This window comes from Streptomyces sp. NPDC033131 (assembly GCF_055578365.1).
This window is the reverse complement of sequence record NZ_JBVIPA010000005.1, coordinates 245926-272086: the sequence shown is the minus strand read 5'-3', so window position 1 is coordinate 272086 and position 26161 is coordinate 245926. Positions and strand designations below refer to the sequence as shown.

29 protein-coding genes and 1 pseudogene are annotated in these 26161 nt (G+C 70.6%); 16 read left to right on the top strand and 14 right to left on the bottom strand.

Annotated elements, in window-relative coordinates; translation table 11 throughout:
• Positions 1–20 precede the first annotated feature (20 nt).
• A pseudogene (locus tag ACZ5XS_RS10050) lies at positions 21–944 on the bottom strand (DMT family transporter); the annotation flags it as partial.
• Positions 945–1018: 74 nt separating this feature from the next.
• Here ACZ5XS_RS10050 and ACZ5XS_RS10045 point away from each other — a divergent pair.
• Entirely contained in the window at positions 1019–1921 is a 903-nt protein-coding gene (locus ACZ5XS_RS10045; RefSeq protein WP_468649601.1) for a LysR family transcriptional regulator, read from the top strand.
• 1 nt (position 1922) lies between these two features.
• On the opposite strand, the gene ACZ5XS_RS10040 is transcribed toward ACZ5XS_RS10045, so the two are convergent.
• Positions 1923–2390: a pyridoxamine 5'-phosphate oxidase family protein gene (locus ACZ5XS_RS10040; RefSeq protein WP_468649599.1), complete on the bottom strand. Its 468-nt coding sequence runs from the start codon at positions 2388–2390 to the stop codon at positions 1923–1925.
• A 139-nt stretch (positions 2391–2529) separates the two neighbouring features.
• Here ACZ5XS_RS10040 and ACZ5XS_RS10035 point away from each other — a divergent pair, with 139 nt between their 5' ends.
• Entirely contained in the window at positions 2530–3180 is a 651-nt protein-coding gene (locus tag ACZ5XS_RS10035; protein ID WP_468649597.1) for a cysteine hydrolase family protein, read from the top strand.
• Between the two features lie 3 nt (positions 3181–3183).
• On the opposite strand, the gene ACZ5XS_RS10030 is transcribed toward ACZ5XS_RS10035, so the two are convergent.
• Positions 3184–3669 (bottom strand): Rieske (2Fe-2S) protein, encoded by a 486-nt coding sequence (locus ACZ5XS_RS10030; RefSeq protein ID WP_468649595.1) that lies wholly within the window; start codon positions 3667–3669, stop codon positions 3184–3186.
• A 288-nt stretch (positions 3670–3957) separates the two neighbouring features.
• On the opposite strand from ACZ5XS_RS10030, the gene ACZ5XS_RS10025 reads away from it, so the two are divergent.
• The 3 genes from ACZ5XS_RS10025 to ACZ5XS_RS10015 all read left to right on the top strand — a co-directional run bounded on the left by ACZ5XS_RS10025 (position 3958) and on the right by ACZ5XS_RS10015 (position 6602).
• Positions 3958–5229: a hypothetical protein gene (locus ACZ5XS_RS10025; protein ID WP_468649593.1), complete on the top strand. Its 1272-nt coding sequence runs from the start codon at positions 3958–3960 to the stop codon at positions 5227–5229.
• Between the two features lie 195 nt (positions 5230–5424).
• Positions 5425–6189 (top strand): HipA family kinase, encoded by a 765-nt coding sequence (locus tag ACZ5XS_RS10020; protein ID WP_468649591.1) that lies wholly within the window; start codon positions 5425–5427, stop codon positions 6187–6189.
• Positions 6186–6602: a DUF3037 domain-containing protein gene (locus ACZ5XS_RS10015; protein WP_468649589.1), complete on the top strand. Its 417-nt coding sequence runs from the start codon at positions 6186–6188 to the stop codon at positions 6600–6602. Before ACZ5XS_RS10020 ends, ACZ5XS_RS10015 begins: the two co-directional genes overlap by 4 nt.
• Positions 6603–6630: 28 nt before the next feature.
• Here ACZ5XS_RS10015 and ACZ5XS_RS10010 read toward each other — a convergent pair whose 3' ends face one another.
• Complete coding sequence (locus tag ACZ5XS_RS10010) at positions 6631–7071, bottom strand: excalibur calcium-binding protein (RefSeq protein WP_468649587.1); 441 nt, start codon at positions 7069–7071, stop codon at positions 6631–6633.
• 284 nt (positions 7072–7355) lie between these two features.
• Between ACZ5XS_RS10010 and fabG the strand changes: the two genes are divergently transcribed.
• The 5 genes from fabG to ACZ5XS_RS09985 all read left to right on the top strand — a co-directional run bounded on the left by fabG (position 7356) and on the right by ACZ5XS_RS09985 (position 12058).
• A complete protein-coding gene (fabG, locus tag ACZ5XS_RS10005; protein ID WP_468649586.1) occupies positions 7356–8117 on the top strand; it encodes a 3-oxoacyl-ACP reductase FabG in 762 nt (253 codons plus the stop codon).
• A 17-nt stretch (positions 8118–8134) separates the two neighbouring features.
• Positions 8135–8893: an SDR family oxidoreductase gene (locus tag ACZ5XS_RS10000; protein WP_468649584.1), complete on the top strand. Its 759-nt coding sequence runs from the start codon at positions 8135–8137 to the stop codon at positions 8891–8893.
• A 191-nt stretch (positions 8894–9084) separates the two neighbouring features.
• Positions 9085–10665 carry an ABC transporter substrate-binding protein gene (locus ACZ5XS_RS09995; protein WP_468649582.1) on the top strand — a complete coding sequence of 527 codons (1581 nt, stop codon included), beginning with the start codon at positions 9085–9087 and terminating at the stop codon, positions 10663–10665.
• Positions 10666–10772: 107 nt separating this feature from the next.
• On the top strand, positions 10773–11456 hold the full coding sequence (ung, locus tag ACZ5XS_RS09990) for a uracil-DNA glycosylase (protein WP_468649580.1): 684 nt from the start codon (positions 10773–10775) through the stop codon (positions 11454–11456).
• A gap of 110 nt (positions 11457–11566) precedes the next feature.
• The gene (locus ACZ5XS_RS09985; protein ID WP_468649578.1) at positions 11567–12058 is read left to right on the top strand and encodes a hypothetical protein; all 492 of its coding nucleotides are present in this window, start codon (positions 11567–11569) and stop codon (positions 12056–12058) included.
• Between the two features lie 112 nt (positions 12059–12170).
• Here ACZ5XS_RS09985 and ACZ5XS_RS09980 read toward each other — a convergent pair whose 3' ends face one another.
• Both ACZ5XS_RS09980 and ACZ5XS_RS09975 read right to left on the bottom strand, forming a co-directional pair.
• Entirely contained in the window at positions 12171–12377 is a 207-nt protein-coding gene (locus tag ACZ5XS_RS09980) for a hypothetical protein (protein ID WP_468649576.1), read from the bottom strand.
• A 400-nt stretch (positions 12378–12777) separates the two neighbouring features.
• The gene (locus tag ACZ5XS_RS09975) at positions 12778–13290 is read right to left on the bottom strand and encodes a DinB family protein (RefSeq protein ID WP_468649574.1); all 513 of its coding nucleotides are present in this window, start codon (positions 13288–13290) and stop codon (positions 12778–12780) included.
• 129 nt (positions 13291–13419) lie between these two features.
• On the opposite strand from ACZ5XS_RS09975, the gene ACZ5XS_RS09970 reads away from it, so the two are divergent.
• Positions 13420–14325, top strand: coding sequence for a Gfo/Idh/MocA family protein (locus ACZ5XS_RS09970; RefSeq protein WP_468649572.1), 906 nt, complete (start codon positions 13420–13422; stop codon positions 14323–14325).
• Here the strand turns inward: ACZ5XS_RS09970 and lnt are convergent.
• Complete coding sequence (gene lnt, locus ACZ5XS_RS09965; protein ID WP_468649570.1) at positions 14249–15814, bottom strand: apolipoprotein N-acyltransferase; 1566 nt, start codon at positions 15812–15814, stop codon at positions 14249–14251. The two genes, ACZ5XS_RS09970 and lnt, sit on opposite strands and share 77 nt — an antisense overlap.
• Before the next feature lie 74 nt (positions 15815–15888).
• A complete protein-coding gene (locus tag ACZ5XS_RS09960) occupies positions 15889–16371 on the bottom strand; it encodes a nuclear transport factor 2 family protein (protein ID WP_468649568.1) in 483 nt (160 codons plus the stop codon).
• Between the two features lie 87 nt (positions 16372–16458).
• Between ACZ5XS_RS09960 and ACZ5XS_RS09955 the strand changes: the two genes are divergently transcribed.
• A complete protein-coding gene (locus tag ACZ5XS_RS09955; protein ID WP_468649566.1) occupies positions 16459–17574 on the top strand; it encodes an AI-2E family transporter in 1116 nt (371 codons plus the stop codon).
• A gap of 68 nt (positions 17575–17642) precedes the next feature.
• Here the strand turns inward: ACZ5XS_RS09955 and ACZ5XS_RS09950 are convergent, their stop codons facing one another.
• The 3 genes from ACZ5XS_RS09950 to ACZ5XS_RS09940 all read right to left on the bottom strand — a co-directional run bounded on the left by ACZ5XS_RS09950 (position 17643) and on the right by ACZ5XS_RS09940 (position 19397).
• Positions 17643–17822 (bottom strand): hypothetical protein, encoded by a 180-nt coding sequence (locus ACZ5XS_RS09950; protein WP_217242105.1) that lies wholly within the window; start codon positions 17820–17822, stop codon positions 17643–17645.
• Between the two features lie 84 nt (positions 17823–17906).
• A complete protein-coding gene (locus ACZ5XS_RS09945) occupies positions 17907–18782 on the bottom strand; it encodes an undecaprenyl-diphosphate phosphatase (protein ID WP_217242104.1) in 876 nt (291 codons plus the stop codon).
• A gap of 144 nt (positions 18783–18926) precedes the next feature.
• Entirely contained in the window at positions 18927–19397 is a 471-nt protein-coding gene (locus tag ACZ5XS_RS09940) for a winged helix-turn-helix transcriptional regulator (protein ID WP_468649563.1), read from the bottom strand.
• Positions 19398–19512: 115 nt separating this feature from the next.
• Between ACZ5XS_RS09940 and ACZ5XS_RS09935 the strand changes: the two genes are divergently transcribed.
• The gene (locus tag ACZ5XS_RS09935; protein ID WP_468649561.1) at positions 19513–20682 is read left to right on the top strand and encodes a thiolase family protein; all 1170 of its coding nucleotides are present in this window, start codon (positions 19513–19515) and stop codon (positions 20680–20682) included.
• Between the two features lie 156 nt (positions 20683–20838).
• Here the strand turns inward: ACZ5XS_RS09935 and ACZ5XS_RS09930 are convergent, their stop codons facing one another.
• Complete coding sequence (locus ACZ5XS_RS09930; RefSeq protein ID WP_468649559.1) at positions 20839–21630, bottom strand: TVP38/TMEM64 family protein; 792 nt, start codon at positions 21628–21630, stop codon at positions 20839–20841.
• A gap of 53 nt (positions 21631–21683) precedes the next feature.
• Here ACZ5XS_RS09930 and ACZ5XS_RS09925 point away from each other — a divergent pair, with 53 nt between their 5' ends.
• The 3 genes from ACZ5XS_RS09925 to ACZ5XS_RS09915 all read left to right on the top strand — a co-directional run bounded on the left by ACZ5XS_RS09925 (position 21684) and on the right by ACZ5XS_RS09915 (position 24058).
• A complete protein-coding gene (locus ACZ5XS_RS09925) occupies positions 21684–21848 on the top strand; it encodes a hypothetical protein (protein WP_468649684.1) in 165 nt (54 codons plus the stop codon).
• A gap of 94 nt (positions 21849–21942) precedes the next feature.
• Positions 21943–23112: an elongation factor Tu gene (gene tuf / locus ACZ5XS_RS09920; RefSeq protein ID WP_217242100.1), complete on the top strand. Its 1170-nt coding sequence runs from the start codon at positions 21943–21945 to the stop codon at positions 23110–23112.
• A 100-nt stretch (positions 23113–23212) separates the two neighbouring features.
• The gene (locus ACZ5XS_RS09915; protein ID WP_468649557.1) at positions 23213–24058 is read left to right on the top strand and encodes a spermidine synthase; all 846 of its coding nucleotides are present in this window, start codon (positions 23213–23215) and stop codon (positions 24056–24058) included.
• A gap of 71 nt (positions 24059–24129) precedes the next feature.
• On the opposite strand, the gene ACZ5XS_RS09910 is transcribed toward ACZ5XS_RS09915, so the two are convergent.
• Both ACZ5XS_RS09910 and ACZ5XS_RS09905 read right to left on the bottom strand, forming a co-directional pair.
• Positions 24130–25128, bottom strand: a complete 999-nt coding sequence (locus ACZ5XS_RS09910; protein ID WP_468649556.1) for a DUF8017 domain-containing protein — start codon at positions 25126–25128, stop codon at positions 24130–24132.
• Positions 25129–25193: 65 nt separating this feature from the next.
• A complete protein-coding gene (locus tag ACZ5XS_RS09905; protein ID WP_468649554.1) occupies positions 25194–26156 on the bottom strand; it encodes a DUF8017 domain-containing protein in 963 nt (320 codons plus the stop codon).
• Positions 26157–26161 lie beyond the last annotated feature (5 nt).

Sequence of the window (26161 nt, the reverse complement as noted above, 5' to 3'; positions counted from 1 at the left end):
ACGGCGTGGCGGTCGCGTCCCTTCGGCCTCGCCTGCGTCAGCGCCGCCCCCGCCAGGACGATCGCCGCGCCGACCGGTGTCGACCAGCTCAGCGATTCGCCGAGTATCGCGACGCCGGCGGCCGTGGCGATGACCGGGATGAAGTAGGTGACCATCTGGGCCGTCGTCGGGCCGACCTCGGCGACCAGGCCGTACTGGAGGAGGACCGCGAGCCCCGTGCCGAGGGCGCCCAGCGCCGCGATCGCCAGCAGGGGAGTGATCGCGAAGTGGCTCGGAAGGCTCGTGAACATCGGGGTGACGACCGCCAGTTGCAGCGTGGCCAGCAGCAACTGGGCCCCGGTCATCGACAGGTTCGAGTGGCCGGAGCCGGCCAGGGTGCGACGGACGTAGATCCAGCCGATCGGATAGCTGAGCGAGGCCAGCAGGGCCATCGCCGTGCCCGTGGCGTCCAGGCCGTGGAAGCCCTGCCAGGCGCCGAGGACCGTCAGGACGCCGAGGAAGCCGAGGCCGAGACCGGCGACACGGACCCGGGTCGGCCGGTCCTCGGAGAGGGCGACCAGGGACAGGGCCATGCCCCACAGCGGCGAGGTCGCGTTGCAGATGCCCGCGAGCGTGGACGGGATCGTCAGCTCGGAGTAGGCGAAGAGCGAGAACGGCAGCGCGTTCAGGAAGAGCGCGGCGACCGTCAGATGCGCCCAGGTGCGCGCTCCGCGCGGGAGCCGTTCCCGCCGCAGGGCCATCGCGGCGGCGAGCACCGCCGTACCGAAGACCAGGCGCCCGAGCGTGACCTGGAAGGGGGCGTAGCCCTCGGTGCCCACCTTGATGAGCAGGAAGCTGAAACCCCAGATCAGCGAGAGGACGCCGAAGCGCAGGCGCCAGTCGAGGGCGGGGCGGAGGCGGGCGGCGGTCCGGACCTCTGTGCGGGTGGCGGTGACGGTGGTCATGGGGACAACGATGGAGCCGACGACCTCGTAGCACAATCGAGATTTCTCGCGCGGTATCTCGTAGTATTGCTTACATGTTGAACCTGGAGCGCCTGCGTACCCTAGACGCCCTCGCCCGGCACGGCTCGGTGAGTGGCGCCGCCGAGGGACTGCACATCACCACGTCGGCCGTCTCACAGCAGATGTCCAAGCTGGAGCGGGAGGTCGGCCAGCAGCTCCTCGCCAAGAACGGGCGGGGCGTGCGGCTCACGGACGCGGGCCGGCTGCTCGCCGAGCACGCGGCACGCATCCTGTCGCAGGTGGAGCTCGCCCAGTCCGACCTGGAGGCCCAGCGCGGGCAGGTCGTCGGCGAGCTCAGACTGTCGGCGTTCCCGACGGCCGCGCGGGGCCTGTTCCCCACCGCGCTCGCCGCCCTGCGCGTCCAGCACCCGGCCCTGCGGATCCGCTCCTCCGAGCTCGAACCCGAGAGCGGCATCGCCGGGGTGATCCGCGGCGACCTCGACCTCGCGGTCGTCCTCGACTGGTACAACAAGCCGATGCCGCTGCCCGACGGCCTGGTCAAGGCACACATCCTGGACGACCCCGCCGACGTGGCGCTGCCGGCCGGCCACCGGCTCGCGGACCGTGACGAGGTGGACCTCGGCGAGTTCGCCGAGGACGAGTGGATCACCTGGGGCGAGGGCGAGTTCTGTCACGAGTGGCTGATGTTCACGCTGCGCTCCAAGGGCATCGAGCCGATCGTCGGCCACCGCGCCGCCGAGACCCACACCCAACTCGGACTGGCCGCCGCGGGGTTGGGGGTGTGCATCGCCCCCCTGCTGGGGCGCCACCCGATGCCCGCCGAGGTCGTCACCGTCCCGCTGAAGCAGCGGGTGCGCCGCCACGTGTACGTCGTCTGGCGTGCGGACGCCGACCGCCGCCCGTCGATCCGGGCGGCGGTCGAGGCGCTCAAGGCGGCGGCCGAGAAGCTCGGTTGAGTCAGGCCGACCCGAGCTTGCGGAAGTCCCAGGAAACGACCTTCTCCGGGGTCAGCCGGATCCACGCGTGCCGCCCGTCGTGCGGCATTTCGTCGAGACGGAAGTTCTTGCGCGCGAACAGGGTCTCGGGCAGATCGAGTTCGGCGCACAGCTCCCCGGTGCGCGGGGCCTCGCCCACGAAGTCCACGGTGCCGGACAGCTCGACGCCGCGCAGTTCGTCGTACTCCTCACCCGTGTCCACGACGATCGCGACCCGCGGATCGCGCCGCAGATCGGTCCACCGCTTGCTGCGCACCACCGAGTAGAGCCACATCGACGTGCCGTCCCAGGCGAACCAGAGCGTGCTCACGTGCGGGGCGCCGGTCGCGGACACGGTGGCGACCCGGCAGGTGCGCTGGCTGGTGAGGAACTCGTCCAGCTCGCCGGGTGTCATCATGATCTTGCGGCCTCGGCGCTGAGTGACGGTCATGCGGCCCCCTCTTTCTCTCACGTCGTGTCAGAGGAGATCCTCTGACATCACGTCAGAAAAGGATGGGTCGTCTTCCGTCCCCGCGCAATGGTGGCTAATCTCACCCGGCCCACAGCCCGTCGGCGACCAGGGGAAAGCCATGCCGTCGTACGAACAGCTCAGTGAGCTCCTCGCCCCCGAGACCACCGTCCTTCTCACCGTCGAGTGCCAGCAGGGCGTCGTCGGACCCGACAGCGCCCTGCCCGAACTCGCCGAGGAGGCACGCTCGTCGGGAGCGCTCGCCAACGTCGCCCGTCTCGTCGCCGCCGCGCACCGGGGCGGCGTCCAGGTGATCCACGCGGTCGCCGAACGCCGCCCCGACGGCCGCGGCGCCAGCCGCAACGCCCGCCTCTTCCGCGCCGCCGAACGGCTGCCCGTTCAGCAGCTGTCCGGCACCACCGCGGTGCGCCTGGCCCCGCCCATCGAGGCCGCCGAGGAGGACCTCGTCGTACGACGGCTGCACGGGCTGTCGCCGATCCAGGGAACCGAGGTCGACGCCCTGCTGCGCAACCTGGGCTGCCGCACGCTGATCGTGACCGGGGTCTCGGCCAACGTGGCGATCCCCAACGCCGTCTTCGACGCCGTGAACCGCGGTTACACCGCCGTCGTGCCGACGGACGCCATCGCGGGGGTGCCCTCCGACTACACCCCCGCGATGATCCGCCACACCCTCGCACTGGTCGCCACGGTCGCGACCACGGACGAGGTGCTGGCCTGCGTCAGCCGGCAGCGCCGTACGGTCCGGCGCTGACGGTCACGCGAGGGTGATCGAATCCCCGCTCACGGTTATCTGCATCTCCGGCAGCGGCTTCTTCGCCGGACCGCTCTTCACGCTGCCGTCGGTGATCGAGAAGTTGCTGTTGTGACAGGGACAGTTGATGACGCCGTCGGCGACGCTCTTCACCGCGCAGCCCTGATGGGTACAGGTGGCCGAGAACGCCTTGAACTCGCCCGCGGTCGGCTGGACCACCACCACCTTCTGGTCGGCGAAGACCTTTCCGCCGCCCTCGGGGATGTCGGCGGTCGCCGCGAGCGCCGTGCCGCCCCCGGCGTCGCCGTCGGCCGAGCCGTCCCCGGTGGGGCTGCTGCCGGACGAGTCGGCGGGGGCGGACGAGCTCGACGAGTCGTCGTCCGAGCCGCCGCACGCGGTCAGCGCGACGGCGAGCCCAGCCGCTCCGGCAGCCGCCACGACGGTACGACGGCCCGGCCCCGAGGTGGGCTTGAACGATGCGCTGGTCATGGTGCGATTCCCTTCGGGAGGTTGCGCGATGTGCCGACACATACGGCCGACGCAGATCGCCTGTTCAGACAACGTCGAATCTTGGCCTGCTCGCTAGGAGCCGTGGGTAAAGCGGAGCTGTCGGTTCGCTGTCCGGTCCTGTCGGTTTCCTGTCCGGGCCGGCGCGGGCCGCCTCCGCTGCCGGCAACGGGGCGGCCGCCGACCGTGGTGACGGCATCGTCGGGCGAAAGTCGAACACCTGTAGTTGTGCTGCGTGTTCGAATCCATCTACTTTTGCCGGTCATGACCATGACGCGCAGATCGATCATCAAGGGCATGGCCACCGCACCGTTCATCGGTGTGGCCGGCAGTGTGCTCGCCCCCACCACCGCTCACGCGGCCACCATCAACGCCGGCCAGTTCAGCCTCACCAGCCGGTCCTCCAACAGCCACGGCCAGTTCGCCGATCTGGCGGCCGGCCTGGCGAACAGCCTCACCCAGGTCGGCGCGACCACCGTCATAGCCGACACCAACCGCAGCGCCAGAGCCCTCACGAGCGCGCCCAGTACCGCTACGGCCTTCCAGACCGGCTTCGCCTGGGACACCGACGACCAGGCGGTGGACTACTGGATACCCCAGGGCGTCACCACCAGCGCCGACGCCTACGGCAACGGGCTCTACCCGGAGGGAGGGAGCAACAAGGTCGTCCTCGTCTCCTGGTTCTTCGAGACCGATCCGGACGCCGACGGTGTCGACGAGTACCCGCTCGACAAGGGCCTGCGAGTGACCTTCGTCGACTACAGCAGCCCGTCCGCACCGACGTACCGGCATGTGCTGCTGGTCGAACCCGTCAGGACCAGCGCGGGTGCGTACTCCTTCAACCCCATCCGCAAGCACGCCGGCGGCATCATGTGGTACGGCGACCTGCTCTATGTCGTCGACACCTACAAGGGGCTCCGGGTGTTCGACCTGCGCAGCCTCTTCCAGGTCGCCACCGCGGAGAAGGACGTGTGCGGACTGCACACCGACGGGCAGTACTACGGCTACGGCTACCAGTACGTGCTGCCGCAGAGTCACGCCTACGACAATGCAGGAACGTACCTGCGCTATACGGCGATCGGCCTCGACCGCGCCAGCAGCCCCGACAGCCTGGTGGTCAGCGAGTACTCGCTCTCCGGCACCGTCGACTACACGGACGGCAGCTTCAACGGCACCGGCGCGGGCAGCACCACACCCAAGGTGGTCCGCTGGAACCTCGACTACACCGACCGGCACCCGGCCGCCCTCACCGCGACGGAAGCCGTCACCGTCAGCCAGCAGAAGATCCAGGGCGTCGTCTCCCGCAACAGCAAGCACTACCTCTCGGTGAGCAACGGCCCTTCCGGCAAGGGCGCTCTGCGCACCTTCACCTCCGGCAGCGCCACCGCGAGCACCGTCTGCGACCTGGCCGTCGGCTGCGAGGACCTCAGCTACCACAGCAGCGGGGCGTCCGGCTGGTCGTACAGCGAGTCCGTGATCTGGAACGCCAGCGAATACACCAACAAGCGCTACGTCTACGCGGTCCGCGCGGACGGCTCCTGAAACAGGTCCGGCGGATCATCCGGTCTCCGGCGTGATCCGCCGGACCTCACCGGCGATCACCCTCGGTTACTATGCTCACTTCATGCCGGAAGTCGGGAGTACGGGGCGCACCGCCCTCGACGGACTGCTCGGGAGACGGGGAGATCTTCCTGCCGGCCGAAATCGTGAGGCTGAAGGGACAGGTGGCCTGGGAACATGCTGAGAGAGGTCACCGCGACCCGCTACATCACGCCCCTGCGTGAAGGCGGCTCGCTGCCGGGGCTCGTCGAGGCCGACGACCGCGGAACGTACGTCATGAAGTTCACCGGTGCCGGGCAGGGCCGCAAGACGCTGGTCGCCGAGGTCGTGTGCGGCGAACTGGCCCGGCGGCTCGGCTTCCGGGTGCCGCGCCTCGTGACGATCGGCCTCGACCCGGTGCTGGGGCTCGGCGAACCCGATCCGGAAGTGCAGGAACTGCTCAGATCCAGCGGCGGCACCAACCTCGGCATGGACTTCCTCTCCGGGGCCCTCGGCTTCGACCCGCTCGCCTTCGCGGTGAGCCCGGAGGAGGCCGGGCGGATCGTCTGGTTCGACGCGCTGGTGAACAACGTCGACCGTTCCTGGCGCAATCCCAACCTGCTGATGTGGCAGGGCGAGTTGTGGCTCATCGACCACGGCGCGACCATGATCTGGCACCACAACTGGCCCGGCGCCGAGGCCTCGGCGGCCCGCCCGTACGACGCCTCCGAGCACGTGCTCGCGTCCTTCGCGCCGGACGTCGCCGCGGCCGCCGCCGCGCTCGCGCCGCTGGTCACCGCCGAGCTCCTGGCCGAGGTCACCGCGAAGATCCCGGACGTGTGGCTGTCCGACGAGCCCGGTTTCGACACACCGGACGACCTCCGCCGGGCCTACGCGCGTCCGCTGGCCGCGCGCGCCGCCGTCGTCCACGCCCGCATCCACGGCATCGAGGGAAGCAAGTGAGCGAGCGCCACATCATCAGGGGGAGCGACCGCAACGAGCGGGACGTCTTCGAGTACGCGCTGCTGCGCGTCGTCCCCCGCATCGAGCGCGGCGAGTGCATCAACGCCGGGGTGCTGGTCTACTGCCGGGCCAAGTCGTACGTGGGCGTGCGCACCCACCTCGACGAGGCACGGCTCCTCGCCCTGGACCCGGAGGCGGACGTGGCCGGCGTAAGGGCCGCCCTGCGTGCCGTCGAGGGTGTCAGCACGGGCGGCGAAGCGGCGGGGCAGGCCGCTCGCGACGACGCCGGGCGGCGCTTTCGCTGGCTGATCGCGCCCCGCTCGACGGTCGTCCAACCGGGGCCCGTGCACACCGGACTGACCACCGACCCGGCCGCGGAGACCGACCGGCTGCTCGGCCTGCTGGTGCGCTGACAAAGGCGGCGCCGCCGCGTGCCGGGCGTCAGGTCCGACGCCGCCTCACCACATAGCCGGTGGCGACGACGCCGCCGGCGGCCAGGGCCAGGCCGATTCCGGTGGTCCAGCCGCTCGGTCCGGAGTCCGACGCCCCGCCCAGCCCGCCGCGCACACCCTGCGTCGGGGTGACGACCGCAGGAGTCCGGGGAGTGACGGCCGCCGGAGTGGTCGGAGTGACGGGAGCGGCGGTCGAGGAGATGACGGGGGCGCCGCGCCGGGGCAGTGCCTCGCAGGCGATGCCGTCGTCCGGGCCCTGGTCCTCGTCGAGCCGGTTCGGATCCGTGGGGTCCGAGTCGAACACGGCCTGCGCCTCCTCCCGGTAGGTGAAGTCGGCGCAGTCCAGATCCTGAGCGTGAGCGATGTCGGCCAACGGCACTATCGCGATGATCGCGATCAGCGTGCCGGCGGCACCGGTACGACGGCGCATCGAGCGCCTCCTCTCCGGCCACGAGTGGCCCGCGCTTCGACGCTATGGGCCAGATGGCGCAGGGGCGCGCAGCGGTGGGCCGATCGGGTGCCGCCGACGGGCCCCGGTGCGGGACGATGACGTGCGGGCGCGGCCTGCTGGGCCTGCCCCGCAGGTAATGGATCACACCGGGCTCGTGTGACGTTGACACCGGGTGCCAGGGCTTCTAGCGTCACGTCTGCTTGAAGGTACTAAGCGGTCGCTCACCAGATGGGCGTCCTTCTCGAGGGCGAGGAGAACCAGCAATGTCCACCACTGAGCAGCGGGTCGCCGTGGTCACCGGCGGAGCGCGCGGCATCGGCGCCGCCACCGCCGTACGACTGGCCGCCGAGGGTCGCGCGGTCGCCGTGATCGACCTCGACGAGGCAGCCTGCAAGGACACCGTGGAGAAGATCACCGCGGCGGGCGGCAAGGCGATCGCGGTCGGCGCGGACGTCTCCGACGAGGCACAGGTCGAGGCGGCCGTCGCGCGCGTCGTCGCGGAGCTCGGCGCCCCGACGATCCTCGTCAACAACGCGGGCGTGCTCCGCGACAACCTGCTGTTCAAGATGAGCGTGTCCGACTGGGACATGGTCATGAACGTGCACCTGCGGGGCTCGTTCCTGATGACCCGAGCCGTCCAGAAGTACATGGTGGACGCCAAGTTCGGCCGCGTCGTCAACCTGTCCTCGTCCTCGGCGCTCGGCAACCGCGGCCAGGTCAACTACTCCGCCGCCAAGGCCGGACTGCAGGGCTTCACCAAGACGCTCGCGTTCGAGCTCGGCAAGTTCGGCGTCACCGCCAACGCCGTGGCGCCCGGCTTCATCGCCACCGACATGACCGCCGCCACCGCCGAGCGGGTCGGCATGGGCTTCGAGGAGTTCAAGGCCGCGGCCGCCACCCAGATCCCGGTCCAGCGCGTGGGCAACCCGGACGACATCGCCAACGCGATCGCCTTCTTCACGGGCGACGCCGCCGGATTCGTCTCCGGCCAGGTGCTGTACGTGGCCGGCGGACCGCTCAACTAGGGCTGAGGAACAGGGACATGACGACTGTGGAACTCTCGGGCAAGGTCGCCCTGGTCACCGGCGCCAGCCGCGGCATCGGTTACGGCATCGCCGAGGCCCTCATCGCGCGCGGAGACCGCGTCTGCATCACCGGGCGCAACGAGGAGGCCCTCAAGGAGGCCGTCGAGCAGCTCGGCGCCGACCGGGTCATCGGCGTCGCGGGCAAGGCCCACGACGTGGCCCACCAGGCCGTCGCCGTCGAGCGCACGATGGAGGCCTTCGGCCGCGTCGACTACCTGGTCAACAACGCCGGCACCAACCCGGTGTTCGGGCCGATCGCCGACCTCGACCTGGAGGTCGCCCGCAAGGTCTTCGAGACCAACGTGGTCTCCGCGCTCGGTTTCGCGCAGAAGACCTGGCACGCCTGGCAGAAGGACAACGGCGGCGCGATCGTCAACATCGCCTCCGTCGCGGGCGTCTCCGCCTCGCCCTTCATCGGTGCCTACGGCATCAGCAAGGCAGCCATGATCAACCTGACCCTTCAGCTGGCGCACGAGTACGCGCCCAAGGTGCGGGTCAACGCGATCGCCCCGGCCGTCGTGAAGACCCAGTTCGCGAAGGCCCTGTACGAGGGCCGGGAGGAGGAGGCCGCCGCGGGGTACCCGCTGGCCCGGCTCGGCGTGCCCTCCGACATCGGCGGCGCCACGGCCTTCCTCACCTCGGAGCAGTCCGACTGGATCACCGGCCAGACGCTCGTCGTCGACGGCGGCATCTTCCTGAACGCCGGCGTGGGCTGACCACGTGAGTTTCGGCACGGGCGCTCCTTTACGGAAACGGCGCCCGTGCCGACGTACCGGAGCCGCACAGGCCGATGACAACGTCGTCATTGCGGAATCGATCAAGAGAGCGATCGCCGGGGAGGTTCAGAGGGCGGAGCGCTGCGGTATGGTCTGCCGACCCTTGGTACGGCCTTTCGAGGAGCAAGCGCGTGTTCATCCGGAACCGATACCTGCCGCCGCTCGCGGCCATCGCGTCCATATCCCTGATGGCCGGGTGTGGCGTGTTCTCCTCGGACGCCTCCGGAGACGAGGCGCCGGTCGTCGTGGGAACCACCAGTTCTCCGGCCACGCTGGATCCCGCGGCCTCCTGGGACAACTCCTGGGAGCTGTTCCGCAATGTGTACCAAACCCTCCTGAACTATTCCCCCGGTACGGTCGAGCCGGAACCTGACGCCGCCGAGAGCTGTGGCTTCACGGACGGTTCGAGCACCGTGTACAGCTGCACGCTCCGCAAGGACCTGAAGTTCTCCGACGGGCACGCGCTGGACGCCAGGGCGGTCAAGCACTCGTTCGACCGGATCAAGAAGATCAACGTCAATGGCGGCCCCGCCGGTCTGCTGGGAACTCTCTCCCGGGTGCAGGTGAAGGGTGACCGCGAGGTCGTCTTCCATCTCAGCCAGCCCGACGCCACCTTCCCCCTGGTGCTGACCACGCCCGCCATGTCGATCGTGGATCCCGAGGAGTACCCCGCGGACGCGCTCCGCAAGGACGGCGACATCAGCGGCTCGGGGCCCTACAGCCTGGCTTCCTTCGAGGAGGGAGAGAAGGCCGAGCTCGTCCGCAACGACAACTACAAGGGCCTGGCGGACCGCAAGAACAACGCCGTGACCATCCGCTACTTCCAGCAGTCGGACGAGATGGTCAAGGCCCTCAAGGACAAGGAGATCGCGGTCATCTATCGCGGTCTCGGTGCCTCGGACACCGTGAACCTCCAGGTCAACCAGAAGGCGGAGGGGCTCCAGCTCATCGAGAACCCCACCACCGAGATCAGTTACCTGGTCTTCAACCCCAGCGACCCGTGGGCCGCCAAGCCCGCGGTCCGCAAGGCGGTCGCCCAGGTCATCGACCGCCCGGCGCTCGCGCACAAGATCTACAAGGACACCGTCGAGCCGCTGTACTCCATGATCCCCAGAGGGCTGGTGGGTCACACCACGGGCTTCTTCGACGACTTCGGTGCCCCCAGCGTGCGCAAGGCCGAGAAGATCCTCACGGAAGCGGGCATCACCGAGCGCGTCCCGCTGCAGCTCTGGTACACGAGCGACCGCTACGGCTCGACGACCAAGCCCGCCTTCGAGGAACTGAAGCGGCAGCTCGAGGCCTCCGACCTGTTCACGGTCACCCTCAAGAGCCGCCCCTGGAAGAGCTACGTGGAGGGGTACCAGAAGGGCGAGTACCCGGTGTTCGGGCGCGGCTGGTTCCCCGACTTCAACGACGCCGACAACTTCATCGCGCCCTTCGTGGGCAAGCAGAACGCGCTCGGCACCCCGTACGAAGCTCCCGAGATCACCGGCAGGCTGCTGCCGGAGTCGCGCGCGGAGAGCGACCGCGGGGCCGTGGCCAAGCAGATCAAGGAAGCCCAGCAGATCCTCGTGGACGACGCGCGGCTGCTGCCTTTGTGGCAGGGCAAGCAGTACGTGGCCGCGAACGACGAGATCGCGGGGCTCGAGAAGGTCATCGACCCGGCGACGATGATGGTCATGTGGGAGCTGTACTGGAAGACCAGCTGGTAGGGGCCGTCGGCGCGGTCAGCGGAGCCGGTTGTCAGTGCCCGCCTGTAGGTTCTGTGGCCTGGACGTGACCGCACGTCCCAGTGACCGCACACCGTAAGGAAGTTGACGTGACCGACACCGCCATGCTGCCCGAGTCCTGGCGCGGGGTCCTGGGCGACGAACTGCAGCAGCCCTACTTCAAGGAGCTGACGGAGTTCGTCGAGGAGGAGCGAGCGAGGGGTCCCGTCCACCCTCCGCGCGAGGAGGTCTTCGCCGCGCTGGACGCCACGCCGTTCGAGCAGGTCAAGGTCCTCGTCCTCGGTCAGGACCCGTACCACGGCGAGGGCCAGGGCCATGGCCTGTGCTTCTCGGTCCGTCCCGGCGTGAAGACACCGCCCTCGCTGCGCAACATCTACAAGGAGATGAAGGCGGAGCTCGGGCTGGAAATCCCGGACAACGGCTATCTGATGCCGTGGGCCCGCCAGGGCGTGCTGCTCCTCAACGCGGTGCTCACGGTCCGGGGCGGCGAGGCCAACTCGCACAAGGGCAGGGGCTGGGAGAAGTTCACCGACGCGGTGATCCGCGCGGTCGCCGACCGGCCCGACCCGGCGGTCTTCGTGCTGTGGGGCAACTACGCGCAGAAGAAGCTCCCCCTGATCGACGAGACCCGGCACGCGGTGGTCAAGGGCGCTCACCCTTCCCCGCTGTCGGCCAAGAAGTTCTTCGGCTCCCGCCCGTTCACGCAGATCAACGAGGCGGTCGCCCGCCAGGGGCACCAGCCCGTCGACTGGACCATCCCGAACCTGGGCTGACCCTCGCCGGGCCGGTTCCCCGCCGAACCGGCCCGGTGCCGCCTGACCGGGATTGCCGGTGGCGGCGGTTAGCGTCGGCGGGGACAGTCGGCGAGGGTGCGGAGGACGCGGTGGCGGAGCGACAGGGGCAGGCGGCCGTGGATGCCGTGATGACGCGGATCGGGCAGGTCGTGATGCTGCATCACGCCGGTGACCGTGAGGAGGCCCGGCAGCGGTTCCTGGGCCTGTGGGCGGAGATCGGTGAGCACGGCGATCCCCTGCACCGCTGCACGTTGGCCCACTACCTGGCCGACACCCAGGACGACCCCTTCGACGAGCTCGCCTGGGACCTGAGAGCACTGACGGCCGCGGAGGAGCTGACGGACGACCGGCTCCGCGAGCACGAGGGAGCGCTCGCGGTGCGGGCGCTGTACCCGTCCCTGCATCTGAACCTGGCCGCCGACTATGTGAAGCTCGGCCGCACGGAGGCCGCCCGCACCCATCTGCGCCGGGCGCGGGAAGCGTCCGGTGCGCTGGGCGACGACGGGTACGGGGACGGGGTGCGGGGAGCGATCAACCGGCTGGAGCTGCGGATCGGCGAAGGGGGCGCCTCGCGCTGGTGAGCGTGCGGGCTGCCGCGACGGCGACCTCGCACCGATGGGCGTCCGCTCCCAGCCACACCGCCCACTGCGTCCGCCTTCCCCGCTCCCTCCGCCCCCGCCCCCGCCTCCTGGCTCACCGCCCGTAGGTCTGGTCGCAGATCATCGACTCCGGGCTGCCCGCCTGCCAGCCCCCGTACTGCCTGCCGAGCGCGCAGACGTCCTTCGCGTCCTTCGGGACCGACCTGGCCACGTCGGGGATCTCCACGTGCGGCTTCGCGGGGTGTCCGACCTCGGGGTGGCGGGGTTTCGGACGCGCCGGGTGCGCCGGGCGGGAACGCACAGGCGGTTCCTCGGCCCGTGGCGGGGCCGCCGGGGCGGCGCGGTGCGACGCCGGTGGTGTCGGGTCCGGGCGGCGGGACGGGCCGATCATTTCCAGGGCCTCGCGGGCCGGCGCCTGCACGACCTGCGGCTCCGACCGCCCCTCCGGCCGGGGTGCCGACGGCTGGGAGGGGGCCGGCGGCGGTCCTGACACGGGTGGGTGCTGGACCGTCACACAGCCGGAGAGGGCCGAGACAGCCACGGTGACCAGGAGCGTTGCGGTGGTTGTCGTTCGATGCACCCCCGCAACTCTGCTGGGTCGTAAGGCCTTTGCACAGCGGACGAGCGGAGGATGCCCCGCACGGGTGATCTCCGGCCCCGTACGGAGGGGGCGGGTCCGCGGCGGCTGACGTCGGCCTGCCTCAGTATCCCGTCGCGCCGTCGATGCGCTCGCGGATCAGATCGGCGTGGCCGTTGTGGCGGGCGTACTCCTCGATCATGTGCGTGTAGATCCAGCGCAGGTTGAACGGCTCATGGGTGAACCGGCTCTTGCCGCGTGAGAGGTCGTCCAGGCCGAACTCCGTGGAATTGCGCCGGGCGGTCTCGATCTCGGCCTGCCAGGTGCCGTACGCCTCCTCCCAGCTGTCCGCCTCGGTGAGATGGAACTCGCCGTCCCGGTCCTCCTCGGTGGAGTAGAGCGGCCCCGGATCGTCGCCCATCAGCACCTTGCGGAACCAGCCCCGCTCGACCTCCGCCATGTGCCGCACCAGACCCATCAGGGACAGCTCGGACGGCTCCACCGAGGCGGTCCTGAGCTGGGCGTCGGTCAGGCCCTCGCACTTCCACGCCAGGGTCTGCCGGTGGTACTCCAGCCAGCCCTCCAGCATGGTGCGTTCGTCGGCGTTCTGGGCGGGTTCGCTGCGCTGCGTCGTCATGCACGCATCGTCGCCCCCCGCGCCCGCCCCCACCACGGGTTTTCCACGCCTTCGCCGACCCGGGGCCGCCACGGCCGCCGTATGCTTCCGGCATGACCCCGGCAGGCAACAACCGCTGAAGGAGAGCTCGTGAAGGTCGGCTGCATCGGACTCGGTGACATCGCGCAGAAGGCGTATCTGCCGGTGCTCGGCGGCCGCCCCGGGGTCGAGCTGCACCTGCAGACCCGCACCCCGGCGACGCTCGCCCGGGTCGCCGACGGCCTTCACCTTGCCGAGGAGCGGCGCCACACCGACCTGGACTCCCTCCTCGGCCAGGACCTCGACGCCGCCTTCGTGCACGCGCCCACCACCGTGCACCCCGAGATCGTGACGCGGCTCCTCGAGGCGGGCGTACCGACGTACGTCGACAAGCCGCTGGCGTACGAATTCGCCGACTCCGCACGGCTGGTGGAGCTCGCCGAACAGCGGAACGTGAGCCTGGCCGTCGGCTTCAACCGGCGCTACGCCCCCGGGTACGCCCAGTGCGCCGATCACCCGCGTGAGCTGATCCTGATGCAGAAGAACCGGATAGGGCTCCCGGAGGATCCCCGCGCCATGATCCTCGACGACTTCATCCACGTCGTGGACACCCTGCGCTTCCTCGTGCCCGGCCCGGTCGACGACGTGTCCGTGCGCGCCCGCGTGGAGGACGGCCTGCTGCACCATGTCGTGCTGCAACTGGCCGGGGACGGCTTCACCGCGCTCGGCGTGATGAACCGGCTCAGCGGCTCGGCCGAGGAGATCCTCGAGGTGTCCGGGCAGGACACCAAACGTCAGGTGGTCAACCTCGCCGAGGTGATCGACCACAAGGGCCAGCCGACCGTGCGGCGGCGCGGCGACTGGGTGCCGGTGGCCCGGCAGCGCGGCATCGAGCAGGTGGCGGGTGCCTTCCTCGACGCCGTGCGCGCGGGCAAGGTGCTCAGCGCCCGGGACGCGCTGGCGACTCACGAACTGTGCGAGCAGGTGGTACGCGCGGTTCAGGCGAAGGCCGCCTGAACCGCAGCGTCCGTACGCCCTCGGTGACGCCCCACGCCCCGAGGATCAACAGGGCCGCCCGCACCGGCCAGTCGCCGAAGCGGACGTACGGCGTGACGCCGTCGGCCAGCGGCACCTCGTAGACCGCGCTCGTGCTCGCGCTGGTGCCGAGCCACGGTCCGATGCGCTGCCCGCTCGGGCCGTAGACCGCCGACACGCCCGTCAGCGTCGCGTGGACCATCGGGCGGCCGGTCTCCGCGGCGCGCAGGGCGGCCAGGGAAGCGTGCTGTTCGGGCGCCCAGCTGTGCTGGAACGTCGACGTGGAGGACTGGCCGACCAGGACGTCGGCGCCGTCCTCGGTGAGATGGCGGGTCATGTCCGGGAAGGCGGTCTCGAAGCACACCATCGGACCGATCCTGAGCCCGTTCCCGGCGTCCATCACGACCTGCCCGGAGCCCTGCCTGCGGTTCTCGCCCGCCGCCTTGCCGACGGAGGTCGCCCAGCCGAGCAGTGAGCGGGCCGGGACGTACTCGCCGAAGGGGACGAGCCGCATCTTGTCGTAGCGGTCGCCGGTGAGGCCGTCGGGCCCGACCAGGATCGAACTCTTGTAGATGCCGGGCTTGTCGGAGCGCCGGGCGTCCACGTTGACCAGTATGTCGGCGTCGGTGGCGCGTGAGAGCGCGGCGATCCTCCTCGCGAGGTCGGGCCGGCGCCCGAGGTCGTGGCCGACACTGCTCTCACCCCAGACGATCAGGTCGACGTCCTGTCCGACCAGCTCGCGGGTGAGCTGTTCCTCCCGCGCGAAGCGCCTGTCGGGGCCCTCGACGACCCCCGGCTGGACGACCGCGATCCTGGTCCGCCCCTCGGTGTCGGGGCGCGGCGACCACACCCAGGCAGCCGAGGCGGCCGCCGCTGTGGCGACCAGCCCGGCGACGGCCGGCACCCGGGACTCACGGACCGTGACCAGTACGGCGACCGCCACGTTGACGGCCACGACAAGGAAGCTGAGCAGCCATACCCCGCCCACCGAGGCGAGCCGCAGCGCCGGTTCCACCTGCCACTGGCCCGCCCCGAGCACGCCCCAGGGGCCGCCCAGCCCCTGCCAGGAACGCACGAGTTCGACAGCCAGCCAGCCCGACGGCAGGACGAGGAGGGCGGCCCCGGTCCGGGCACGGGAGGGCGTTCCGGCGAGACAGCGGCGCACCAGCCAGGCCCACGGGCCCCACAAGGCGCCCAGCAGCGCCGCGAGGACGAACGTGAACACGTGCAGGCTCGGCAGCAGCCAGTGGTGCATCGCCAGCATGAACCCGAACCCGCCCCACCAGCCGTCGTACGCCGCCCGTTTCCCGGTCGGCGCCGAGCGGACCAGCACGATCCAGGGGACGAGGGCGACGTACGCACACCACCACAGTGACGGGGCGGGAAAGGCGAGTACAGGCAGGGCGCCCGCCGCCGCGGCGACGGCCGAGCGCCGCCACGGGGAGGTGAGCCAGTGGCCGAACGACTTCATACGGCACCTCCTACCCCGTGGGTGTCTCCAGTGTGCGTGCCGCGGACACCCCCGGGACAGAGGACGCCGTCGGCTCAGTCGATCACGGGGGCCTGCGGGTCCGGCCGGCGGCGCCACTTCTCCTGGACGAGCACCTCTTTCAGCCGCCAGCCGTCGTACGTACGCAGCAGCCCGAAGACGTACCGGCCGCCGCACACGAAGTCGGGGGCGGCCGGGCCGCCGTCGGTGTCGGCCAGCCGCATCGGATTGACGTAGTCGGCCCGGACATGGGCCGTGTCGCCGGTGTCCTGCTCCAGGAGGTCGAAGCGGACCCGGCGGTTGACGATCAGATGCTGCCGCATCGCGAACAGCCGCATGCTCTCCTCGAGCCAGGCGGCGACCTTCCCGGCGTCCCCCTCGATGCCGCCGGCCGAGCGGTAGTCCGCCCGCCCGTCGGGCGTGAACAGCCCTCGGTACGCCTCCCAGTCGCCGTCGTCCACCGCCGTCGCGTAGTCGGTGATCAATTCGTCGACGGCCAGTCGGTCCATCACGGTCGCGAGCTCCACACGCTGCGTCATCGGCTCAGTGTTGGGCATGGCGTGGGCGCCGCCAAGGGGGGCGCGGAGATATTCGGTTGTTACTTGATCGCCAATAGAGTGACCCCCATGTCTGCCTCGTTGAGTTCCCCGAGAACCCGCGCCGCGCTCCGCACATCCGCGCGTATCTCCGTCGATCTGCTGCTGGTGCTCGTGATGCTCGCGGTGACCCTGTGGCTGCTGGGCCGGATGTGGTCCGTCGTCTGGCCGCTCATAATCGGCCTGCTCCTCACCACACTGACCTGGCCCGTGGTCAGGTCCCTGCGGCGTCTCGGGTGGCCCGCCGCTCTGGCCGCGGCGGTGGTGACCGTGCTGTCCCTCCTGGTCGCCCTCGGTGTGGTGGCGCTGATCGCGGTACCCGTGGCGTCCCAGTCCGGGGAGCTGACCGACGGCGTGGTCGAAGGGGTCCAGAAGCTGCGCGACTGGGCCGCCGGGCCGCCGTTGAACATCGGTGACGCCCAGGTCACCAAGGCCATCGACACCGCGGTCGCCCGCGCTCAGGACGGCCTCGGCAACATGGTGTCCACGGTCGTCACGGGAGTGAGCACCGTGGTCAACGGCGTGGTCACCGCCGTCCTCGCGCTCTTCCTGATGTTCTTCTTCCTCAAGGACGGACCGCGGTTCCTGCCGTGGCTCGCCCGTCAGCTGCCCGGCCGGCTCGCCACCGACATCCCGACCGTGGCCGCACGCAGTTGGGACACCCTGGGCTCGTTCGTGCGTTGCCAGGCGGCCGTCGGTCTGCTCGACGCCGTCCTGATCGGCCTCGGCCTGTGGATCGTGGGCGTGCCGCTGGTGCTGCCGCTGGCGGTGCTGACCTTCGTCTCCGCGTTCGTGCCGATCGTGGGCGCCCTGTTCGCCGGTTTCGTCGCGGTCCTCATCGCGCTGGTCTCGAACGGTCTGACGGACGCGCTGATCGTGCTGGCCATCATCGTCGTGGTGCAGCAACTCGAGGGCAACGTGTTCCAGCCGATGATCCAAAGCCGGGGGCTCGGCCTCCACGCAGCCGTGATCCTTCTGGCGGTGACGCTGGGCGGCAGTCTGTCCGGCATCGTGGGCAGTCTGCTCGCCGTACCGGTCGCCGCGCTGATCGCGGTGGTATGGAACTACGTGCGCGAGCAGCTCAGCGACGTGTCGCAGGAGCCGGGGACCGGCGAGCCGCCCACGGGCGACGTCGCCACGGCGTAGCGACCGGCGGGCAGGCTGCAGCTGTCGGGCGGCCGAGCACCGTCAACCTTTCAGCGGGGCGCGGGTGTTCAGGCCGCCTCGACGACGGCGCCGCGGATCGCGGCCGCCCACTCGACGACCAACAGCTCGTACTCCGCGCGCTCCTGGGTCGAGAGGGTGCCGCCCGCGCGCAGCCACAGTGCGCGGATCTGCTCGTTCACCTCGGCGGCGGACCGCACGGAAGCAGGAGCCATGGATTCGGGGGACATGCCACAAGCCTAGGCGCAAGCACTGACAGCGCGCTACCGGACGGCTACGCAACTCCTATGCCATTGGTCACGGGTGACTGATCGTCAGCCCGCCGACTCCGCCGCGTGCGGGCTGAGCACGCCCATCGTGACGAGGACGACGATCAGGATGCCGAGGGCGATGCGGTAGTACACGAACGGCATGAAGCTCTTGGTCGAGATGAACTTCATGAACCAGGCGATCACGGCATATCCGACCGCGAACGCGATCACCGTCGCGAAGATCGTCGGCCCCCAGGAGACGTGGTCGTTCTCCATCGCGTCCTTGAGTTCGAACAGGCCGGAGGCGAGCACCGCGGGGATGGCGAGGAGGAAGGAGTACCGGGCCGCGGCCTCGCGCTGGTAGCCCATGAAGAGGCCGCCGCTGATCGTGGCGCCGGAACGGGAGACGCCCGGGATGAGGGCGCAGGCCTGGCAGAGTCCGTAGATCAGGCCGTCCTTGACGCTCAGATCCTCGAGGGACTTGCGCTGCTTGGGCGCGCGGTGCCGGCCGCCGCTCTCGTCGCGAGCCGCCAGCCGGTCGGCGAAGCCGATGATCACGCCGACCACGATCAGCATCGTCGCGGTGATCCGCAGATCACGGAACGGCCCCTCGATCTGGTCCTTGAGCGTCACGCCGAGCACACCGATCGGGATCGAGCCGACGATGACCAGCCAGCCCATCTTCGCGTCGTGGTCGCCGCGCATCTCCTTGTTGGTGAGCGAGCGGGTCCAGGCCGAGATGATGCGCCCGATGTCCTTGCGGAAGTAGATCAGGACGGCGGCCTCGGTCCCGATCTGGGTGATCGCGGTGAAGGCCGCGCCCGGGTCCTCCCAGCCCGAGAAGGCCGCCGTCAGGCGCAGGTGCGCGCTGGAGGAGACGGGAAGGAACTCGGTCAGCCCCTGGACGAGTCCGAGGATGAGGGATTCAAACCAAGACATGAAGTTACGGAGTCCAAGCGCTGATCGTGGTGAGGAGCGACGGGCGCACCGAACCGCCGGGTGCGGTGATCGGAAGTGTCGAGGGGCAGCGTAGCGTCCTGAAGTGACGGCGTTGGCACAGGGGTTTGGTACCGGCGGCGTGGACTAGGCGGCCGTGGGTCCGGCCACCGTCCATCCGTCGGCCTGAGGGCGGGCCGTCAGGTCCGCGTGGCGGACCGGGTCGCCGCAGGCCCGGCAGGTGACGACCGGGGTGAGTTCGCTGCCGCAGGAGTGCTGGACCAGCATCGGGCGGTCGTGGTCCTTGCGCAGGTGGCGGTCGCCCCACGCCATCAGGGTCATGAGGACCGGCTCCAGTTCGAGTCCGGCCTGCGTCGGCCGGTACGCGAAGCGCTGTGGCCGTTCGCTGTAGGCCTCCCTCGTCAGGATCCCGGCGTCCACGAGCCGGCGCAGCCGGGTGGCGAGGATGTCGCGGGGGGCGCCGATGTTGCGTACCAGCTGGTCGAAGCGGTTGTTGCCGAGGCACACCTCGCGCAGGACGAGCAGAGAGTACTTCTCGCCGACGACGGCGAGGGTGTCGGCGATGGAGCAGGGGCGCGGGTCCTTGGTGGCGGCCATGGTGTTCAGTCTAGGTGAGGGTTTGAAGTTCCAACTTACAAGGCTATGGTGAGTTCGGATTTCCTACTCACCGGTAGTCGCCGGTGGTCCTGGCAGTCGTCCTGGAGGCCGCACCATGCGCGACGCAGTGATCGTCGAAGCCGTACGCACTCCCGTGGGCAAGGGCAAGCCGAACGGCGCCCTCGCGCACGTCCACCCCGTCGAACTCCTCGCCCACACCCTGCGCACCCTCGTCGAGCGTTCCGGCGTCGACCCCACGCTGATCGACGACGTCATCGGCGGCACCGTCGACCAGGTCGGCGAGCAGGCCATGAACACCACCCGCTACGCCGTCCTGTCGGCGGGCTTCCCGGAGACCGTCCCCGCGACCACCGTGGACCGCCAGTGCGGCTCCTCCCAGCAGGCCGTGCACTTCGCCGCCCAGGGCGTCATCTCCGGCGCGTACGACCTCGTCGTCGCCTGCGGGGTCGAGTCCATGAGCCGGGTGCCGATGTGGTCGAACGTGCCGGCCGGCAAGGACCCCTTCGGCCCCGGAGTCGCCGAGCGCTACGGGGAGGGCCTGGTCCCGCAGGGCATCAGCGCCGAGCTCATCGCCGCCAAGTGGTCGATCACCCGCGAGCAGATGGACGCCTTCGCCCTCTCCTCGCACCACAAGGCCGCCGCGGCCTGGGACGCGGGCCTGTTCGACGCGGAGGTCGCGCCCCTGGAGGGCCTCACCCGTGACGAGTGCGTACGACCGGGCAGCACCGCCGAGATCCTGGCCGGTCTGCAACCCGCCTACGCCGACCCCGGCTTCGCCGAGCGCTTCCCGCAGATCGAGTGGAACGTCACCGCGGGCAACGCCAGCCCGATCAACGACGGGGCGTCCGCCGTGCTCATCACGTCCGGCGAGACCGCGGCCCGCCTCGGCCTGCGCCCCCTGGCCCGGCTGCACAGCTTCGCCGTCACCGGATCCGACCCGATCCTCATGCTCACCGGCGTCATCCCGGCGACGGAGAAGGTGCTGCGCAGGGCGGGCCTGTCCCTCGACGACATCGACCTGTTCGAGGTCAACGAGGCGTTCTCCAGCGTGGTCCTGGCCTGGCAGCAGGAGACCGGCGCCGACCTCGCCAAGGTCAACGTGCACGGCGGCGCGATCGCCCTCGGCCACCCGCTCGGCGCGAGCGGCACCCGGCTGACGACCACCCTCGTGCACGCGATGCGCGAGCGCGGCGCCCGCTACGCCCTGCAGACGATGTGCGAGGCGGGCGGACTCGCCAACGCGATGGTCCTGGAGTCCGTGTGACCGCCTCGGTGAGGACGGCCCAGGCCTGGCCGGTGCCGCCGTCGAGTCTCGCGGGCGCCTGACCCCACGGGAACACCGCTTCGAAGCACTCGCGTCCCAGCTCGCCTGCCCGGGGCCGAGGCTGCGGCGGGCGGCCCCGTGGACCCGTCCGGAGTGCTACCGGACTGCGCGCAGCTGGTGACGCTTGCGCCAGGCCACCAGCGCGCCCACCAGCGCCGGCAGCGCGATGCAGGCCATCGCGATCAGGAAGGCCGGCGAGGTCGGCGCCGAGGCCCGGGCACCCGCGACGACGTACGCGGCGGTGTTCGGGATGGAACCGAGCGCCGTCGCCACGAGGAAGGGGACGCAGCCCATGCGGGAGACGGCGGCGCAGTAGTTCGCGGCCCAGAACGGCACGCCGGGGAACAGCCGTGCCGCCAGCATCGAACGGAAGCCGTGCCGGCTGAGCTGCCCGTCCGCGGCCTTCAGCCACCGGCCGCGCAGCAGCGGGCGCAGCGCGTCCTGCCCCAGCACCCGGCCGAGACCGAAGGCGAGCCCGGCACCGAGCACCGTGCCCGCGATGGCCGAGCCGACGCCCAGTTGGGAGCCGAAGAGCGCGCCGGCCCCCAGGTTCAGCAGCGGGCGGGGCACGAAGGCGACCGTGCACAGGCCGTACGCCGCAGCGAACACCAGCGCCGCCGCGGCTCCGCCGAGCTGCGGCGGCCAGCCGTCCGCCAGCAGCCGCTGCGGTTCGAAGAGCAGCACGGCCGCCGCGGCCCCGGCGAGCAGGGCGACGAGCAGGGACAGGCGCGACCACGGAGAGAACAGCACTCTCGAGCAGCGCGCGGCGAGACCCGCCGGAGCGGGTCCGGCGAGCTCCGCAGTGGGGACGGCGACGGCGAACTCCGTGGCGGCGGCCCGGGGAGTGGCCGTGGCGGTGCCCCCAGAGCGGTTGGTGGCATCGAGCATTCGGTGACACTAACCGACATATATGTGTGATCGCCGTATGGATGCCGTCCGTTGTGCGGTTCGGCACCGCGGAAAACCATTCGACGTGGGACAACGCGTCGGCCATGATCTGCGTCATGTACCGGCTCGCCTTCCTCCTCGCAGCATCCGCGGTCGCGGATGCCCCGAAGGCTGCCGCTCTCACCTTCCTGACCGCCGTCGACGGCGCCCGAAGCTGACCCTCTCCGGATCGTCCGGCGGACCCCGCAGGGGGAGGGTCGGCGAGTCCTAGGGGTCCCCGGATTTTCCACGAAGAAGCTTCGAGGTATCGCCATGCCCAAGACGGCATACGTGCGCACCAAACCGCATCTGAACATCGGCACGATGGGCCACGTCGACCACGGCAAGACCACCCTGACCGCCGCCATCACCAAGGTGCTGGCCGAGCGCGGCTCCGGCACGTTCGTGCCCTTCGACCGCATCGACCGGGCGCCGGAGGAGGCGGCTCGGGGCATCACCATCAACATCGCGCACGTCGAGTACGAGACCGACACCCGGCACTACGCGCACGTGGACATGCCCGGCCACGCCGACTACGTCAAGAACATGGTCACCGGCGCCGCACAGCTCGACGGGGCCATCCTCGTGGTGTCCGCGCTGGACGGGATCATGCCGCAGACCGCCGAGCACGTGCTGCTCGCCCGGCAGGTGGGCGTGGACCACGTGATCGTGGCGCTGAACAAGGCCGACATGGCCGACGAGGAGCTGGCCGACCTCGTCGAACTGGAGGTCCGCGACCTGCTCACCGCGCACGGCTACGGCGGTGACTCCGTACCCGTCGTACGTGTCTCCGGGCTCAAGGCCCTCGAAGGGGACCCGCGCTGGACCGCGTCCGTCGAGGCGCTGCTCGACGCGGTGGACACGTACGTGCCGATGCCCGAGCGCTATCTGGACGCGCCGTTCCTGATGCCGGTGGAGAACGTGCTCACCATCACCGGCCGGGGCACGGTCGTCACGGGCGCGGTCGAGCGGGGGACGCTCCGCCTGGGGGACCGGGTCGAGGTGCTCGGCGCGGGCGTGGAGAGCGTGGTGACCGGCTTGGAGACGTTCGGCAAGCCCATGGAGGAGGCCCAGGCCGGGGACAACGTCGCGATGCTGTTGCGTGGCGTGCCGCGTGACGCGGTGCGGCGGGGGCATGTGGTGGCCGCGCCCGGCAGCGTGCCGGCCCGGCGGCGGTTCACGGCACAGGTGTATCTGCTGTCCGGCCGCGACGGCGGGCGTACGACACCGGTCTCCACCGGATACCGGCCGCAGTTCTACATCCGGACCGCGGACGTGGTCGGGGACGTGGACCTGGGGGAGGCCGCTGTCGCCCGGCCCGGGGAGACGGTGACGATGACCGTCGAGCTGGGACGTGAGGTGCCTTTGGAGCCCGGGCTGGGATTCGCCATCCGTGAGGGTGGCAGGACCGTCGGGGCCGGGACCGTGACCGCCGTCGTCTGAGGGCGGCCGGTGGGCGTGGGGGACCGCGGGGCCGTTGTGACCGGTCGCGCGGTTCCGCACGCCGCTGAGGGGAGCGCCGCGGCACAGGCACAATGTGAAGGTGAACGAGCCCATACCCGTCACCCGCGACGTCGATCACGGGACCGCCAAGCTGATGCCCGACGTCGACCGGGAGCGGGCCTGGCTGCTGACGGTGGACGGGGCGCCGCAGTCGTACGTCGACCTGGACGAGCCGGAGCACCTGGAGTTCGAGTACGCGCGGCGGCTCGGGCATGTTCTGGACATCGTCGCGGAGGCGGGGCGTGCGCTGGACGTGCTGCACCTCGGCGGGGGCGCGCTCACCCTGCCCCGGTACCTGGCGGCGACCCGGCCCGGCTCGCGACAGGACGTCGTGGAGGCGGACCGAGGCCTGCTGGACCTCGTCGCGGAGCATCTGCCGCTGTCCGAGGGCGCGGGGATCGCGCTGCACGCTGCCGATGCCCGCGCCTGGCTGGAATCAGCCCCCGCGGAATCCGCCGACGTCCTCGTCGCCGACGTCTTCGGCGGCTCCAGGGTGCCCGCGCACCTGACGTCCGTCACCTACGCCCGCGAGACCGCTCGGGTGCTGCGCGGCGAGGGCGTCTACCTGGCGAACCTGGCCGACGCCGCGCCCTTCGACTTCCTCCGCTCCCAACTCGCCACCTTCGCCGAGGTGTTCGAGGAGCTGATGCTGATCGCCGAGCCGGCCGTGCTGCGCGGGCGCCGCTTCGGCAACGCGGTGCTCGTCGCCGCGCACCACCCGCTCGACACGCCGGCCCTGGCCCGCCGCACCGCCTCCGACGCCTTCCCGGCCCGCGTCGAACACGGGCCCGCCCTGCGGAAGTTCATCGGCGGCGCCCGACCCGTGCGGGACGAGGACGCCGTACCGTCACCCGTGCCCCCCGACGGGGCGTTCGGTATCGGCTGACCCGCTGCCGCACCGACACGGCAGCCGCCCGGCTCTGCCGGTCCCGGCCGGCCAGGACCGAAAGACCGTCCTCAGCCCGTCGGAGTTCCGTGCACCCGTACCGTGCTGAGGATCTTCATGATGGTCTCCTTGGAGACCTCTTCCTTGACGCCCTTGGCCCCGTAGAAGTTCCACGACACGAAGTCACCGGCCGAGTTCTTGAAGCCGAAGGTGATCGCCTTGCCGTCGGTCACGCACTTGCCCGTCGCGGGTGTGTCCTTCGACGACGCCCAGGCGTAACTGCCCTTGATGCCGGACGTGGTGGTGTAGGGCGTGGCCTTCTTGTCGATCGTGATGCTCTTCTTGTCGGGCTGTGTGTAGCCGCCGAAGACCCACCAGGCCGGGGTGTTGATCGCGATCTCGTCGGTGTTCTTGGCGCCGTTGGCACCCTTGGTGCCCGTCGCGGCCAGGGACATGGTGTCGGTGCGGCCGTCCTTGTCGTCGTCGGACTCGCACCAGTTGGACTTGAGGATCGCCGGCGCCGACATCGTGATGATCGGCTTGAGGTCGTCGGAGTTCTCCTCCTCGAAGGCGACGGCCGACGACGGGGACTGCACCTCCCAGTCCGCCGGCACGTCGAAGGCCGTGCCCCACTTGGGGTTGACGACGATCTTCCAGCCCTCGATGGTGGCCTGCTCGGCGTCACCGCCGCGCGGGTTCTCCTCGGAGGCCGACGCGCTCGGCTCGGTGGACGCGCTCGCGGACGGCTTCGCATCCTTGCCGCCGTCCGCCTCGTCGTCCTTGTCGCCGCCCAGGACCAGGAATCCGGTCACACCGGCGGCCACGACCACGGCCAGCGCCGCCACGATCGCGACGACCTTCGTCCGGCCGCCACCGCCGCCGGGCGGCGGCGGTGCGGGCGCGCCCGCCGGCGCCGGAGCGCCCCACTGCGGCTGCTGCGCATAGGGGTTGGGCTGCTGGAACCCGGGCTGCTGATACGGATTCGGCTGCTGGTACCCCGGCTGCTGGTACGGGTTGTTCTGCTGCTGCGGGTTCTGCTCGCCCCCGGGCGGCTGCTGTCCTGGCCACATGGGCAGCCACCCTAGCCCCGCCCGGGACACGTTTTGGTCACCGGTCCTTGTCAGGGACGTAGCAATCAGCGCTCGTCCCCGGACGTGTAGAGCCGTACGGTCTTCATGATCTTCTCCACCGTGGCGTCCGGCACCTCGTCACCGACGCCCGCGGCGCCGACGAGCGACCAGGACGCGAAGTCACCGTCCGCGTCCTGGAAGGCGAAGGTCGTCGCCTTGCCGTCGGTGTCGCACTTGCCCTTCTTGGCGACTCCGGCGGACGTCGACGTGGCGGTACTGCCGGTGAGACCGGAGGCGGTGGTGAAGGAGGTGACCGGGCCGGTCGTGACCTTCTCGCGGTGCGGCTGGGTGTAGGCGCCGTAGACCCAGGCCGAGGAGTCGGCGCGGGCCGCCGCCTCGGTGCTCCTGGCCCCGTTGTTGTTTCTGGTGCCGACACTCGCCAGCGCCGTGTGGTCCGTCCTGCCGTCCTTGTCGTCGTCCGACCCGCACCACTGCTCCTTGAGGATGGCGGGGGCCTTCATCGCGACGAGGGGCTTGTCCTCCGGGTCGTCGTCCTCCGAGACCCAGGAGACCCAACTCGTCGACCGCAGCGCCCAGTTCGACGGCACGTCGAACGCGACACCCAGGTCGGGGTTCACCACGGTCTTCCAGCCGGCCACGGTGGGCGACATGCCGTCGGCGGCGCGAGGATTCCCGGACACGGAGGGCGACACCGAGGCCACCGAAGCCGTCGGACCGGGGCCGGCCTCGTCGTCCGTGCCGCCGCCCAGAAGGACGGCCCCGGTCACGGCGGAGCCCACGACCACGGCCGCCGCCAGGGTGATCGCGATCACCTTCGTACGACGCCCGCCGCCCGGCGGCCCGGGAACAGGTACGCCGCCGGGCGCGGTGGGCGCCTCCCACGGGGGCGGCTGCTGTGGGGCGTACGGATTCGCCTGTTGGTAACCGGACTGCCGGTAGGGGTTTTCCTCGGCCGGGCGTTGCTGCGGACTCTGCCCGCCCCCCGGCGGCTGCTCTCCTGGCCACATGGGCC

Bases quoted from the DNA above. Each gene is read 5' to 3' on its own strand.
- ACZ5XS_RS10045 (WP_468649601.1), top strand. From the start codon at position 1,019: ATGTTGAACCTGGAGCGCCTGCGTACCCTAGACGCCCTCGCCCGGCAC.
- ACZ5XS_RS10040 (WP_468649599.1), bottom strand. From the start codon at position 2,390: ATGACCGTCACTCAGCGCCGAGGCCGCAAGATCATGATGACACCCGGC.
- ACZ5XS_RS10035 (WP_468649597.1), top strand. From the start codon at position 2,530: ATGCCGTCGTACGAACAGCTCAGTGAGCTCCTCGCCCCCGAGACCACC.
- ACZ5XS_RS10030 (WP_468649595.1), bottom strand. From the start codon at position 3,669: ATGACCAGCGCATCGTTCAAGCCCACCTCGGGGCCGGGCCGTCGTACC.
- ACZ5XS_RS10025 (WP_468649593.1), top strand. From the start codon at position 3,958: ATGACGCGCAGATCGATCATCAAGGGCATGGCCACCGCACCGTTCATC.
- ACZ5XS_RS10020 (WP_468649591.1), top strand. From the start codon at position 5,425: ATGCTGAGAGAGGTCACCGCGACCCGCTACATCACGCCCCTGCGTGAA.
- ACZ5XS_RS10010 (WP_468649587.1), bottom strand. From the start codon at position 7,071: ATGCGCCGTCGTACCGGTGCCGCCGGCACGCTGATCGCGATCATCGCG.
- fabG (WP_468649586.1), top strand. From the start codon at position 7,356: ATGTCCACCACTGAGCAGCGGGTCGCCGTGGTCACCGGCGGAGCGCGC.
- ACZ5XS_RS10000 (WP_468649584.1), top strand. From the start codon at position 8,135: ATGACGACTGTGGAACTCTCGGGCAAGGTCGCCCTGGTCACCGGCGCC.
- ACZ5XS_RS09975 (WP_468649574.1), bottom strand. From the start codon at position 13,290: ATGACGACGCAGCGCAGCGAACCCGCCCAGAACGCCGACGAACGCACC.
- lnt (WP_468649570.1), bottom strand. From the start codon at position 15,814: ATGAAGTCGTTCGGCCACTGGCTCACCTCCCCGTGGCGGCGCTCGGCC.
- ACZ5XS_RS09960 (WP_468649568.1), bottom strand. From the start codon at position 16,371: ATGACGCAGCGTGTGGAGCTCGCGACCGTGATGGACCGACTGGCCGTC.
- ACZ5XS_RS09955 (WP_468649566.1), top strand. From the start codon at position 16,459: ATGTCTGCCTCGTTGAGTTCCCCGAGAACCCGCGCCGCGCTCCGCACA.
- ACZ5XS_RS09950 (WP_217242105.1), bottom strand. From the start codon at position 17,822: ATGTCCCCCGAATCCATGGCTCCTGCTTCCGTGCGGTCCGCCGCCGAG.
- ACZ5XS_RS09945 (WP_217242104.1), bottom strand. From the start codon at position 18,782: ATGTCTTGGTTTGAATCCCTCATCCTCGGACTCGTCCAGGGGCTGACC.
- ACZ5XS_RS09940 (WP_468649563.1), bottom strand. From the start codon at position 19,397: ATGGCCGCCACCAAGGACCCGCGCCCCTGCTCCATCGCCGACACCCTC.
- ACZ5XS_RS09935 (WP_468649561.1), top strand. From the start codon at position 19,513: ATGCGCGACGCAGTGATCGTCGAAGCCGTACGCACTCCCGTGGGCAAG.
- ACZ5XS_RS09930 (WP_468649559.1), bottom strand. From the start codon at position 21,630: ATGCTCGATGCCACCAACCGCTCTGGGGGCACCGCCACGGCCACTCCC.
- tuf (WP_217242100.1), top strand. From the start codon at position 21,943: ATGCCCAAGACGGCATACGTGCGCACCAAACCGCATCTGAACATCGGC.
- ACZ5XS_RS09910 (WP_468649556.1), bottom strand. From the start codon at position 25,128: ATGTGGCCAGGACAGCAGCCGCCCGGGGGCGAGCAGAACCCGCAGCAG.
- ACZ5XS_RS09905 (WP_468649554.1), bottom strand. From the start codon at position 26,156: ATGTGGCCAGGAGAGCAGCCGCCGGGGGGCGGGCAGAGTCCGCAGCAA.